Below are 12,809 nucleotides of genomic sequence, written 5' to 3'. Positions count from 1 at the left end.
GCTCGTCAATGGCGGTCACCGGCCAATTGTCCACTATGGCGCAGCCGGACGAAGTCCGTCGCCGACCTGCGCCGGGCTGAGCGTGGGCGGAGCGGCCCGTTTGCGCTGGGCTGAGCGTGGGCGGAGCAGCCGTTTGCGCTGGGCTGAGCGAAGGCGAAGCAGCCGTTTGCGCCGGGCTGAGCGAAGGCGCAGCAGCCGCCGATTCCAGGTGATCGTGGGCAGGGGATCGACTCGGTGCGACCCTTCACACATCAAGGTCAGTCGCTGACTATGGTCGAGGACGGCCGTCTGAAACGCGGAGGACCGTCGTGCCGCGACGCGGACTATCGCGACACGATGAAGCGTTGATACGGCCGAAACGTGATGCGGGAACGCCCGCACACGAACCGTGGCAGCTAAGCGACAGGAGTGGCGCACATGGGTGAGCTCAAGCTCGGGTACAAGGCATCGGCTGAGCAGTTCGGACCTCGGGAGTTGGTCGAGATCGCGGTGCTCGCCGAGGAACACGGGCTCGACAGCGCCACCGTGAGCGACCACTTCCAGCCGTGGCGCCACAAGGGCGGGCATGCGCCGTTCTCGCTGGCCTGGATGGCCGCGGTCGGCGAGCGCACCGAGCGCATCCAGCTCGGCACCTCGGTGCTCACCCCGACCTTCCGCTACAACCCCGCGGTGATCGCGCAGGCCTTCGCCACCATGGGCTGTCTGTATCCGGACCGGATCATGCTCGGCGTCGGCTCCGGTGAGGCGCTCAACGAGATCGCCACCGGGTTCACCGGCGAATGGCCGGAATTCAAGGAGCGTTTCGCCCGTCTGCGCGAATCGGTCGACCTGATGCGCGCACTGTGGACCGGCGAGCGCACCGACTTCGACGGTCAGTACTACCGCACTGTCGGCGCCTCGATCTACGACGTCCCCAAGGGCGGTATCCCGGTCTACATCGCTGCGGGCGGTCCATTGGTGGCCCGGTACGCGGGCCGCGCCGGTGACGGTTTCATCTGCACCTCCGGCAAGGGCATGGATCTCTACACCGATAAGCTGATGCCCGCCGTCGCCGAGGGTGCCGCGAAGGCAGGCCGCACCGTCGACGACATCGACCGAATGATCGAGATCAAGATCTCCTACGACACCGATCCCGAACTGGCCCTGGAGAACACCCGCTTCTGGGCCCCGCTGTCGCTGACCCCCGAGCAGAAGCACAGCATCACCGACCCGATCGAAATGGAGGCCGCCGCCGACGCCCTCCCCATCGACCAGATCGCCAAGCGCTGGATCGTTGCGAGCGACCCCGACCAGGCCGTCGACCTCATCAAGCCCTACTTGGACGCGGGCCTCAACCACCTGGTCTTCCACGCGCCCGGCCACGACCAGCGTCGCTTCCTCGACCTCTTCCAGCGCGACCTGGCCCCGCGCCTGCGCGCGCTCGGCTGACAATCGAACATGGCCACGCGGCGCTCGTGACAGTCGCCGCGGCCATGTCCCACCGCCTGCGCGGTGTGTGTTCTAGCGGGTATCCCCAGCTCTGGCAGCGAATTTTGTTGTGCTGAAAGCTGTTCCAGGGAATGATCCGGTCATGTGATGAACCGACGAATTCATGGAGCCGTCCTCCTTGCCGCCTCCGCGGCGGCCGTACTGTTCGCCCCCACTACCGCAGCGCCCGCCAGCGCCGCGACGCCGTTCAAGGCCCCTGACGTCACCTTCGCGGGCACCGGACCGGGAACGGTGACCGCGACGCTGCACAATCCGAACGACCAGGGTCAGTGCTGGGCAGAGGCCGGCGTCGGACCCGACAACAACCATGTGTTCTTCGGCGGTTCTCGCCCGGAGTCGCTGGCCAACCCCGGCCAGACGATCAAGACGACGCTGGAAGGTCTCGAGCCGGGGACGACGATCACGGCCAGGGGAGGCTGCGCGGGCGACGCGGGATACCAGTTGTCTGAGCTGGTCACGGTCACGGTCCCGGCCGCCAAGCCCGCAACCGGTAGCTTCGGGGGCTAGATCGACGGTGTGGTGGCGGCCATCGCACGGGTCGCCGCCACCACATCATCGAGTCCTTCGAGGGACTGCGGCAGGCGAAAGACCAGTCGTGAGCACATCTCAGGCCCGGGTGAGTGCGAAGATGCGCAGGTCGCGGGTGGTGCGGGAGCGGTAGGCGTCGTAGGCGCCGGTGATTTCGACGAAGCGGGCGAAGACGGCGTCCTTGTCGGCCTCGGCGACCAGGGTGGCCTGGACGGGGATGCGTTCACCCGCGATGGCGACGGTGGCCTGCGGGTTCGCCAGCAGATTGGCGGTCCAGGCCGGGTGCTTGGCCTGACCGAAGTTGCTGCCGATCACGTACAACGTGTCACCGTCGTGCACATAGAGCAGCGGCTGGGTCCGCGGCTCGCCGGACTTGCGGCCGATGCTGGTCAGCAGGATGACGGGCGCACCGATCGGGCCGAGCACGGTGTACTTGGCGTCGGTGCGCTCGAGCAGTGCGCGATCCAGTGGTGTGATCTTCCGAATGAACCACGAACCGGGCTTGGTAGCCGCGAGCTTATTCGCTGCGCGGGAAAGAACATTGGTGCGCGAACCCCATTGCCGGTCCGGGAACTGCTCAGCCATGCCCGGACTATACGGCGTTGCGAGAAGCTTCCTGAAGACTCGGGAAGGCGGGGAGTTGCCATCCGTTTACTAAGCTTCGACCATGGCCGAATCTGCTCCATCCGCTGTGTACATCGCGTCTCCGGAGGGTGACACCGGAAAATCGACGGTGGCGCTCGGGATGCTCCAGATGCTGTGCGCGACCACCGCTCGGGTCGGGGTGTTCCGGCCGATCACCCGCTCGACCACCGAGCCGGATTACATTCTCGAACTGCTGCTCGAACACAGCACAGCCGATATCGATTACGCGCAGGCCATCGGCGTCACCTACGACCAGGTGCACGCCGATCCCGATGCCGCGATCAGCGAGATCGTGATGCGCTTCCACGAGGTCGCCAAGGTGTGCGATGCGGTGGTGATCGTCGGCAGCGACTACACCGACGTGGCCAGCCCCAGCGAGCTGCGTTTCAACGCCAGGATCGCGGTGAACCTCGGCGCACCGGTGCTGTTGGTGGTGCGCGGCTCCGGCCGCACCCCGGAGGAGGTGCGGCAGCTGGCCGAGCTGTGCGCGAGCGAACTGGCCCTCGAGCACGCGCAGCTGGTCGCGATCATCGCCAACCGCTGCGATCCGGACCAGCTCGACGAGGTGTGCTCGGCCTTGCAGGGCTTCGATGTGCCGTCCTGGACGCTGCCGGAAGTGCCGTTGCTGATTGCGCCCACCATGGCCGAGCTGTGCACCGCGATCGACGGCGAAATGTACAGCGGCGACCAGGAATTGCTGCATCGCGAGGCGCGGGAGATCATGGTCGGCGGCATGACGGCCGAACACATTCTGGAGCGGCTTGTCGACGGCGTCGTGGTCATCGCGCCGGGCGACCGCTCGGACGTGCTGCTCAGCGTGGTGAATGCGCATGAGGCGGAAGGCTTTCCGTCGCTGTCGGGCATCATCATGAACGGCGGCATGCTCCCGCATCCCGCGGTCGCGCGACTGATGACCGGTCTCAAACCGAAGCTGCCGATCCTCACCACCGAGCTCGGCACCTACGACACGGCCAGCGCCGCCTACCGTACCCGCGGCCGGATGTCGGCGGGTAGCCCGCGCAAGGTCGACACCGCTCTCGCGCTGATGGAGCAGCGGGTCGACGACGCGGAGTTGTTGCGGCGCATCGACGTTCCGCGCAGCTCGGTGGTGACCCCGCAGATGTTCGAGTACCAGCTCATCGAGCGGGCGCGCGCGGACCGCAAGCGCATTGTGCTGCCCGAGGGCGACGACGACCGCATCCTGCGTGCCGCGGGTCGGGTGCTGCAGCGCAAGATCGCCGACCTGGTCATTCTCGGTGACGAGGGGTCCATCCGGGCCCGGGCCGCCGAACTGGGCGTCGATATCGCCGCCGCGAAGGTACTCGATCCCGCCACTTCGGGATATCTTGATGATTTCGCCGCGGAGTACGCGGAGCTGCGCGCGCACAAGGGCATGACCGTCGAGCACGCCCGCGAAACCATGACCGACATCTCGTATTTCGGCACCATGATGGTTCACAAGGGCATTGCCGACGGCATGGTGTCCGGTGCCGCGCACACCACCGCGCACACCATCCGGCCGTCGTTCGAGATCATCAAGACCACGCCCGGCGTCGCCACGGTGTCCAGTGTGTTCCTGATGTGCCTTGCCGACCGGGTGCTCGCCTATGGCGACTGCGCGGTGGTCCCCGATCCGACGTCGGAGCAGCTGGCCGATATCGCGATCTCCTCGGCGGGCACCGCGGCCAGGTTCGGCATCGAGCCGCGGGTGGCCATGCTGTCGTACTCGACCGGTGAATCGGGTAGCGGCGCCGATGTGGACAAGGTACGGGTGGCGACCAAGCTGGTCCGCGAGCGTGCGCCGGAACTGCTGGTGGAGGGCCCGATTCAATACGACGCGGCGATCGAGCCGACCGTCGCCACCACCAAGCTGCCGGATTCCGAGGTGGCAGGCCGCGCAACGGTGTTCGTGTTTCCCGATCTCAATACCGGCAACAACACCTACAAGGCAGTGCAGCGCAGTGCGGGCGCGATCGCCATCGGCCCGGTGCTGCAGGGGCTGCGCAAGCCGGTCAACGATCTGTCCCGCGGCGCTCTGGTCGCCGACATCGTCAACACCGTGGCGATCACCGCGATTCAGGCGCACGGAGAGTGACGGGGGTGTCCCGCGGCACAGGGACAATGTGGAACATTCGCGTCGTGATCGCGGTTGCTGAACGTGTGCGAGAGCACCGCAGGACCCTGGAGGCGATGTGAACTCTCGCGGGACACAGGAGACGTCATGAGCAGCGAACGTGCCGATGGTCTGGTGCTGGTGATCAATTCCGGCTCGTCGTCGATCAAATACCAGCTGCTGGACCCGGAGTCGAGCACTGTCGCGGCTTCGGGCATGGTCGACCGGATCGGCGAGGCGAACGCCGGGATCGAGCATCGTGCCGAGGGGCTGACCGTCGAGCGTCATGAGCCGGTCGCTGATCACACCGCCGGACTGCGGCTGGTCTTCGAGATGTTTGCCGAGACCGGACGTGATCTGGCGAGCGAGGGGGTGCACGCGGTCGGGCATCGAGTGGTGCACGGCGGCGAGGTGTTCTACCGGCCGACGCTGATCGACGATGCCGTGGTCACCGCGATTTCGGAGCTGTCTTCGCTTGCGCCGCTGCACAATCCGGCCAATGTTGCGGGCATCGAGAGTGCCAGGAAGCTATTGCCGGGCGTACCGCAGGTCGCGGTGTTCGACACCGCGTTCTTCCACAGCCTGCCCGATGCCGCGAAGACCTACGCGATCGATGCGAAGGTCGCTGCCGCGCAGGGCATTCGGAAATACGGTTTTCACGGCACTTCGCACGAATACGTCTCCGGGCGGGTCGCGGAGCTGCTCGATCGCGATCCCGCCGACCTGAATCAGATTGTCTTCCACCTGGGTAACGGCGCTTCGGCCTCGGCGATCAAGGGCGGTCACCCGGTCGACACGACAATGGGTCTGACCCCACTGGAGGGCTTGGTGATGGGCACCAGGTCCGGCGATCTCGACCCGGGCATCGTGCCGCACCTCATGCGCTCGGCCGATCTGAATATCGACCAGGTCGACGAGCTTCTGAACCGGAACTCGGGCCTGAAGGGGCTGTCGGGAGTCAACGATTTCCGTGAGCTGCAACGGCTCATCGATCAGGGCGACGCCGCGGCGAAGCTCGCCTACGACGTATATATCCACCGACTGCGCCGCTACCTCGGCGCGTACATGGTGGAGCTGGGTCGCCTCGACGCCATCACCTTCACCGCGGGTGTCGGAGAGAACAGCCCACAGGTTCGCGCCGACGCCCTCGCCGAGCTCTCCCGCTTCGGCATTGCGGTCGACCCCGCGCTCAACACCGCGAAAGACCGCACGGCCCGGCATATTTCGGCACCGGGAGCCGAAGTGGCCGTGCTGGTCGTTCCGACCAATGAGGAACTGGCCATCGCCCGCGCGGCGCAGCGCGTGGTAGCCGCCGAACAGGTCTAGAAACCCTCACGAAATCCTCATGGTCGATACGCCAGTATTGGTATCGGATCAAGTTCGCCGGCCCACCGAGATCCCGGGCAACCCGATCCGCGTGCTCTCGGGTCAGCGATGCCCTCGCCCCTCCCGAATTGCTCGCTCCGGCTGCCCCCGGAGCTCGCTGGGTGCACGCGGCTCCCGGGGTTTCGGTGTGCCGGCTGTTCCGACAGATCCGACCCGGCCGGTCTTCCCTTCCGGCCGGGTTTTTTCTTAGTGCCTGTGAACAAACTGCTCACGTGGCTGCTGCGGATAGACCGATGAGTTTCAACGCTCCCGTTCGTCTGTACGAACAACCAACAAAGAAGGAGCGACCACCATGACCGAGCTGAAGACCTACACCGTCGAAACCCCCGGCGCCGAAATCGCCTACGACGTACGCCAAGCCGAGCAGGCCCACGACGAGCCGATCCTGATGATGATCGGCTCGCCCATGGACGCCAGTGGATTCGTCAGCCTGGCCGCCCGCTTCCCCGATCGCACGGTCGTCACCTACGACCCGCGCGGCACCGGCCGCAGCGAAAAGACCGACCCCACCAGCGAATCCAACCCTGACCTGCACGCGGACGATCTGCGTCGCGTCATCGACGCGGTCGGCGGCGGCCCGATCGACCTCTTCGCCAGCAGCGGCGGCGCGGTCAATGCCCTCGCCCTGGTCGCCAAGCATCCCGACCACGTCCGCACCCTCGTCGCACACGAGCCCCCCGCCGTCCGCTACCTCCCCGACAGCGAGCACGCACTGGCGGCCACCCTGCACATCCACGACACCTATCTCAGCGACGGCTTCGGCCTCGCCATGGCCAAATTCATTACCCTGATCAGCCTCAAAGGCGAAATCCCCGCCGAGTTCCCCGCCTTCCCGGTCGATCCCAGCATGTTCGGCCTCCCGACCGAGGACGACGGCTCCCGCAACGACGCACTCGTCGGCCAGAACATCGTCCCGACCACCCACTACATCCACGATTTCGAGGCACTGCGCGCCGTCGCCACCCGCATCGTCGTCGCCATCGGCGTGGAATCGGAAGGAGAACTGGCCTACCGGGCCGGCGTAGCCGTCGCCGAACAGCTGGGCTCGACGCCGGTGGATTTCCCCAGCAACCACGGCGGCTTCCTCGGCGGCGAGTTCGGCCAGCAGGGTGACCCGGACGGCTTCGCCACCAAGCTGCGTGAGGTGCTGGCGGGGTAGGAAATCAACCGGACCCGGTGGCTGTAATGTGCAGCCACCGGCACGGGCCGGGGCATCTGGTAGCTCCCAGGGTTTCGGCGTGCCGACTGTTCCGACAGATCCGACCCAGCCGGTCTTCCTCAGCCGGGTTTTTCTTGGTGAGCGTCCGAAACTATCGTCAGCCGTAGCTGGTGGTGAGTTGCCTGCGGATCGGCCATGTTGGGCTGGATCGACGAATGTGGTTGCGGGTGAATGAGGTTCGCGGCCGCAAACGGCGACCAGCTGGCCGGGCGTAATCGTGGTGCAGACGTGTTGTGCTGGTGCACAATACGATATCTGTGAGCCGACGGCGAGGGTGTTCACTATGAAGTGCTATCGCGTGACTGCGAGCGATTCGCAGTCGTGGACGACGGTCGCCAACAGCTTCGTCGGGATGGACTATCAGTACCGCGACCCCGAGCGCTGGCATTCGGGGCTGACGGTTCAGGAGTCGACCGTCTATCGGTTGTTGCGCTGGGAGCAGCGTGGAACCAGCACCTCCTACCGAACACGAACGCACATCCGCCGAGGTCCCTGCGACGACTTCTACTGGGTCGTCCTCCCAGAACAGGGTTTGTACTCGGTCCGATATCGGGATGAGGTGACGTGGACGCATCCCGGCCATGCCGCGTTGACCGCCCTCGATGACGTGTGCCAGCTACACATTCCGGAACTGTCGGCATACGCGTTCCAGGTGCCACGCACCGAGATCGACCATCGAGCAGGGTCTTCCGGCCCAGGCGCCAGGGTGCTCGACCTGAACTCCGGCCTCGGCCGCATCACACAGGCCATGATCCGTAGTGCCCACGCCGAACAGTCGAACCTGTCCGACCGTGAGTTCAATGCGGTCTGCGATCGAATCGCCGAGCTGCTGTCCTTGATCTCGCTCGGAGACACCCATCCGCAGCAGGCTCATCATGCGCAGATTGCCGAGCATATTCGGCGATATGTGCGGGCGAACGTCGGCCACGGTGACGTGCGATTGCCCGCAGTGGCACATGCGCTGGGCTGGTCTCCACGGCTGTTGCGAACGGTCCTGCAGCAGTCGGGCACCACGTTCCGTGATGTGCGTCGGGACGAGGCACTGCGCGCCGCCCGCGACCTACTCGAGGACCCGACAAGGCAGGCAGTGCCCATCCGCGACCTGGCCATCCGCAGTGGCTTCACCCCCGCCTGGTTCTCCACGGCGTTCAAAGCGCGGTTCGGCGAGACGCCACGCGATTTCCGGCACCGCAGGCTGGCCGAACTCACCGAGCGCGGCGGTGTGCCGGAGTCGGTGGCGGCGCGCCGACCGGAGCCGCTCGGGCCCGATAGCGGAAGCCCGCATCCGGCCGACATCGTCTAGGTGGCGGAATCGAGCCGCACCGGAAGCACGAGTGGTCCGTTGGTGCTGATCTGCGGGGCGTACTCGATATCCGCCGGATCACCCGCGAGGCTCAACCGCGGAAAGCGATTGAACAGCATGGAAAGTGCGATGCGGCTCTCCAGTCGGGCCAGCGGCGCACCGAGACAGAAGTGCGGGCCGCGACCGAACGCCAACTGGTCCCGGTGGTCGTGGTCGATATCGAACGTACCGGCGTCCGGGTAGTGCCGCGCGTCCCTGCCTACTCCGCCGTACCACATCATCATGCTGCCCGCGGGAATGTCGACTCCCGCCACCGTCACATCATGGCGTGCGTATCGCATGAGGGCACCGACCACAGATGACTTGTACCGCAGCACTTCCTCGACGACATCGGACCATCGGTCCTCGACGAGCGCCTTGGCGCGTTGTTCGGGATGGGTGCACAGCGTGACGACGGCGTTGCCCAGCAGGTGCACAGTGGTCTCGTGTCCGGCCACGATCACTATCCAGAGCATGTTGCACAGCTCGTCGTCGGTCAGCTCGTTCTCTGCGTTGGCTTGCAGCAGTGCGGTGGTGAGATCGTCACCCGGCTCCCGCCGTTTACTCTCCAGCAATTCGGCGAAGTAGCCGAGCATGCCCGCCATCGCGTTCTGCGCCTGTTCGCCGGTACTGGTATGCGAGATGAGCGTGGTGGTCCAGTCTTTGAGCTGCGGCTGTACCGCTGTCGGCACGCCGAACAGTTCACAGATCACCCGGACCGGGAACGGCGTGGTGAAGGCCGAGACCAGATCGATCCGGTCGCCACTGGGAAAGTTTGCGATCAGGTTCGCGGCGATCTTCTCTATGCGCGGTTCGAGCGCGGCGACCCTGGCTGGGGTGAACGCCTGGCTGATGGTCTTGCGCAGCCGCCGGTGGTCGAGGCCGTCCTTGTTGAGCATGTGGTCGATATCGGTGAGCGCGCGCATCGGCCAATCGGCCGGAATGGTGCCGTCGTGCAGGGCCGGACACTGCGCGGCACTCTTGCTGAACAGTTTGTCATCCAGGACTGCACTGATGGCCTGGTAGCTGGTCGCGATCCAGGCGGGGACCCCGCCTGGCAATTCGATAGGAACGACCTCGCCGCGCTCACGAATTCGGTCATAGGTGTCGTAGGTGGACTCTCCCGCAGTGGGCAGCTGGATCGCGTGCTCGGTCATGCTGTCTCCCAACAAATTTCGGATTGCTGAGGAGATTCTCGGTCGTCCGTACGTGCGGGGCGCGCGATACGCGCGTTTCCGGCCTCAGACCGGAACCGGAAGAAACCAAAACAAAAGTGAGCGTCCGAGAACTCGGGCAGATCTGGTCCCGGTGCCTATAACGTCGATGAGCCGTTGGTATTGCTGGTGTACGCATCATCGAATAGGTCCCAGCCATTGCGGCGGCCGACTGTGCGTGCCTCGGCCATCCAGCCCGCGTCGACGGCCGCGTCGGCGAACGCGCGGACCACTCCGGACTTGTTCAGGTTTAGATCCAGGTCTTGGCTCGAATGGCGTTCGCCAGGTCGACCAAGGCGTAGCGATGGTTTCGGCCCGGCGCGCTGCGGGCCAGGGCCCGCAGGCTGGCTTCGGTGCCTTCGCGCAGGTCGCGGTCGGTGAAGGGGGCGCCGAACAGGGTGGCGTCCTGTCGTTTCGGCGTATTGCCCGCCTGCAGCCAGGCCAGGGCCGCGCCGAGCACAAGGACGCGCATCTGAACCGCGCGGCCCTCGCCTTTCGGTATGACAAGCATTCGGGAGGCCGCGATGTGCAGCGTCGCTTCCTCGAGTTCGCCCACCGGCGCGCAGGTCAGCAGCAGCAGCACGGCGGTCAGGCGTGCTGTGGTGTAGTGCCGCGACGCGACGGGGACCTCGTCGAGCGCACGCACCGCATCGGTGACCCGGCCCGCCGTGGCCAGCTGCCTGGCCAGGCCGAAGGCTGCGCTCACCACCGCGCGGTCGGTGCGCCACACCGTGTCGTAGAACTTCTCGGCGTAGGCCCGCCACTGCTCCGGATCGTCGGAATCCCAGTGCTGCAATATCAGTTCCGCCGTGGCCGCCAGCGCCAGCTTCGGCGCGATTTCGCCCGGCAGCACCTGCAGCACCGCATCGAAACTGGCGAAAGCCTTTTCGTAGTCCTGTTCCAGCAGCTGGGCCTGACCGGTGTGCCAATCGATACGCCAATCGTGATCGGCGGGTATGCGCGACAGCATATCCAGCACAGTGGCCGACTCGCCGAGATCGAGGTACGCCCGCGCCTCCGCGAGCGTCAGCTCCAGATCCATGGTCTCGGGAACATTCTCGGGATCGGATTCGGCGCGCTCGCGTGCTTCGCGCAGTGCTTCCAGTGCCTGCTGCGGGTCGTGGTGCACGGCGGCGGCGGCGAGCAGCGGCGCGGAAGGATCCGCCGGATCGATGAGCGGAACAGGAAGGGCCGCAGCGACTTCCCGTGCCGGGAGCCGAGTGCTGCGGCCGATGCCGTCGGCGTAGGCATCGGTCTGACTGATCAGCTCCTCGGTGCCGAAACTGGCGCGCTGCGGGCTGAACACCGTGGACAGCTGGGGATGCTCGGTCCCGGTCTGCAAGGCCAGGATTTCGCGCAGCACGCCCGCCATCTGGGCGGACATGGCGCGAGCGGAGGGGAAGCGCCGCTGCGGGTCGGGGTCGGTCGCCGACAACAGCAACCGATGGAAGAACTCGTTGCGCTCGAGCACGGGATGTGCTGCGGGGTCTGGAATTCCATCCAGATAACGGCCCTGCTCCATCGGCATGCTCAATGTAAGCACGGCGAGCGTCCGCCCGACGGTGTAGATGTCCGACGCCACAGTCGGCCCCGTCCGTGCTATCTCCGGTGCCTGGAACCCGCGGGTGCCGTAGAGATTTCCGTACGCTTCGATAATGGCGACGGCACCGAGGTCGATCAGTTTCACCTGGTCCTCGGTGATCATGATGTTGTCGGGCTTGAGATCGTTGTAGGTCAATCCGACGGAATGCAGGTAGTCCAGCGCGGGCAGGATCTCCAGCAGATAGGCGATGGCCTCGGCTACCGGCATCCGATGTGGCCGCGGATAGGTGTCGAGGATGTCGCGCAGCGATTTGCCGCCGACATATTCCATGACGATATACCCGACCGGCTCGCCGTCCTGGACGGTGTACTCGACGAAATTGTGGATCTTGACGATGCTGGGATGGGCCACTTCGGCAAGGAATTGGCGCTCGGCCACGGCCACCGCCTGTGCCTCGGCATCACCCGTGTGCAGCAGGCCCTTGAGCACCACCCAGCGGTCGCTGACATTGCGGTCGATCGCCAGGTAGATCCAGCCGAGTCCACCGTGTGCGATGCAGCCCTGGATCTCGTACTGGTTCGAGACCAGGTCGCCCGGGAACAGCAAGGGCCGGAAGTCGTAGTTGGCGCCGCAGGTTTGGCAGGTCCCCACGGTCATCGCAGGCCGGACCGCGGTGGCCCGGCCGACCGGGCTCCCGCAACGCCAGCAGAAGCGCTTGCCTTCGGAGACGACCGGATCGGTGAGCACCGCGTCGCGCGGATCGGCGGGCACGATGGTCGGGATGGGCACCAGTCCCCCGCCGAGCTTGCGCACCGTCGGGCGTGAGCGGATGGTGCGCGTGCTACGCACGCTGCGGCCGGAGGTCCGCATCGTGGCATTCGAATTCGGCTCCGACTGCGGACGCCGCGTGCCGACGGTGAAGCCGGCGGCGGTTGTGCCCGGCCCAGCGGCTTCGGATGCGGTGGTGCCTGGTCCGACAGCTTTGGCGGCGGAAGTGCCCGGGGCGATGTTTTCGTCAGCTGTGGGGCCGGGTGCGACGGTTATGTTGTCCGGCGCGATGTTTTTGTCAGCGGTGGTGCCCGGTCCGACGGTTTCGGCGGCGGTGGTGCCCGGTCCGACGGTTTCGGCGGCGGTGGTGCCTGGTGCGACGGTTTCGGCGGCGATGGTGTCAGGTCCGATGTTCTCCTCGGCCGCGGGTCTGTGCCCAGGTCGGACCGCCTGGGTGCCCGCTAGATCGTTGTCGGCCGAATCCTCCTGCGGCGCAGGCGAACCATTCCCTCCGGAACGGGCGGAATTGTCAGGGTCGGCGCCGTGCTGGCTCGTCATCGGCG

At 66.1% G+C, this 12,809-nt stretch carries 9 protein-coding genes; 6 read left to right on the top strand and 3 right to left on the bottom strand.

Features of this window, described 5'->3' with window-relative positions; genetic code table 11:
* The first annotated feature begins 417 nt into the window (after positions 1 to 417).
* Positions 418 to 1,428 (top strand): glucose-6-phosphate dehydrogenase (coenzyme-F420), encoded by a 1,011-nt coding sequence (gene fgd / locus OHA42_RS02325; RefSeq protein WP_406234158.1) that lies wholly within the window; start codon positions 418 to 420, stop codon positions 1,426 to 1,428.
* A 147-nt stretch (positions 1,429 to 1,575) separates the two neighbouring features.
* Positions 1,576 to 1,995, top strand: a complete 420-nt coding sequence (locus OHA42_RS02320) for a hypothetical protein (RefSeq protein WP_406234156.1) — start codon at positions 1,576 to 1,578, stop codon at positions 1,993 to 1,995.
* A 99-nt stretch (positions 1,996 to 2,094) separates the two neighbouring features.
* On the opposite strand, the gene OHA42_RS02315 is transcribed toward OHA42_RS02320, so the two are convergent.
* Positions 2,095 to 2,601 carry a nitroreductase family deazaflavin-dependent oxidoreductase gene (locus OHA42_RS02315; protein WP_406234154.1) on the bottom strand — a complete coding sequence of 169 codons (507 nt, stop codon included), beginning with the start codon at positions 2,599 to 2,601 and terminating at the stop codon, positions 2,095 to 2,097.
* A gap of 82 nt (positions 2,602 to 2,683) precedes the next feature.
* Between OHA42_RS02315 and pta the strand changes: the two genes are divergently transcribed.
* From pta to OHA42_RS02295, 4 genes are all read left to right on the top strand, one after another.
* Positions 2,684 to 4,756: a phosphate acetyltransferase gene (gene pta, locus OHA42_RS02310; protein ID WP_406234152.1), complete on the top strand. Its 2,073-nt coding sequence runs from the start codon at positions 2,684 to 2,686 to the stop codon at positions 4,754 to 4,756.
* Between the two features lie 126 nt (positions 4,757 to 4,882).
* Entirely contained in the window at positions 4,883 to 6,100 is a 1,218-nt protein-coding gene (locus OHA42_RS02305; protein ID WP_406234150.1) for an acetate kinase, read from the top strand.
* 352 nt (positions 6,101 to 6,452) lie between these two features.
* Positions 6,453 to 7,319 (top strand): alpha/beta fold hydrolase, encoded by an 867-nt coding sequence (locus tag OHA42_RS02300; protein WP_406234148.1) that lies wholly within the window; start codon positions 6,453 to 6,455, stop codon positions 7,317 to 7,319.
* Positions 7,320 to 7,662: 343 nt separating this feature from the next.
* A complete protein-coding gene (locus OHA42_RS02295) occupies positions 7,663 to 8,682 on the top strand; it encodes an AraC family transcriptional regulator (RefSeq protein ID WP_406234146.1) in 1,020 nt (339 codons plus the stop codon).
* Here the strand turns inward: OHA42_RS02295 and OHA42_RS02290 are convergent.
* Both OHA42_RS02290 and OHA42_RS02285 read right to left on the bottom strand, forming a co-directional pair.
* On the bottom strand, positions 8,679 to 9,878 hold the full coding sequence (locus tag OHA42_RS02290; RefSeq protein WP_406234144.1) for a cytochrome P450: 1,200 nt from the start codon (positions 9,876 to 9,878) through the stop codon (positions 8,679 to 8,681). The genes OHA42_RS02295 and OHA42_RS02290 overlap by 4 nt on opposite strands.
* Before the next feature lie 307 nt (positions 9,879 to 10,185).
* Positions 10,186 to 12,804: a tetratricopeptide repeat protein gene (locus OHA42_RS02285; protein ID WP_406234142.1), complete on the bottom strand. Its 2,619-nt coding sequence runs from the start codon at positions 12,802 to 12,804 to the stop codon at positions 10,186 to 10,188.
* Positions 12,805 to 12,809: the final 5 nt, after the last annotated feature.

Source organism: Nocardia sp. NBC_01009, from assembly GCF_045208035.1.
GTDB lineage: Bacteria > Actinomycetota > Actinomycetes > Mycobacteriales > Mycobacteriaceae > Nocardia.
This window is presented reverse-complemented; position numbering and strand designations above follow the sequence as displayed.

What these genes read in the sequence shown, in the direction of transcription:
- fgd (WP_406234158.1), top strand. Translation starts at nt 418, where the DNA reads ATGGGTGAGCTCAAGCTCGGGTACAAGGCATCGGCTGAGCAGTTCGGA.
- OHA42_RS02320 (WP_406234156.1), top strand. Translation starts at nt 1,576, where the DNA reads ATGAACCGACGAATTCATGGAGCCGTCCTCCTTGCCGCCTCCGCGGCG.
- OHA42_RS02315 (WP_406234154.1), bottom strand. Translation starts at nt 2,601, where the DNA reads ATGGCTGAGCAGTTCCCGGACCGGCAATGGGGTTCGCGCACCAATGTT.
- pta (WP_406234152.1), top strand. Translation starts at nt 2,684, where the DNA reads ATGGCCGAATCTGCTCCATCCGCTGTGTACATCGCGTCTCCGGAGGGT.
- OHA42_RS02305 (WP_406234150.1), top strand. Translation starts at nt 4,883, where the DNA reads ATGAGCAGCGAACGTGCCGATGGTCTGGTGCTGGTGATCAATTCCGGC.
- OHA42_RS02300 (WP_406234148.1), top strand. Translation starts at nt 6,453, where the DNA reads ATGACCGAGCTGAAGACCTACACCGTCGAAACCCCCGGCGCCGAAATC.
- OHA42_RS02295 (WP_406234146.1), top strand. Translation starts at nt 7,663, where the DNA reads ATGAAGTGCTATCGCGTGACTGCGAGCGATTCGCAGTCGTGGACGACG.
- OHA42_RS02290 (WP_406234144.1), bottom strand. Translation starts at nt 9,878, where the DNA reads ATGACCGAGCACGCGATCCAGCTGCCCACTGCGGGAGAGTCCACCTAC.
- OHA42_RS02285 (WP_406234142.1), bottom strand. Translation starts at nt 12,804, where the DNA reads ATGACGAGCCAGCACGGCGCCGACCCTGACAATTCCGCCCGTTCCGGA.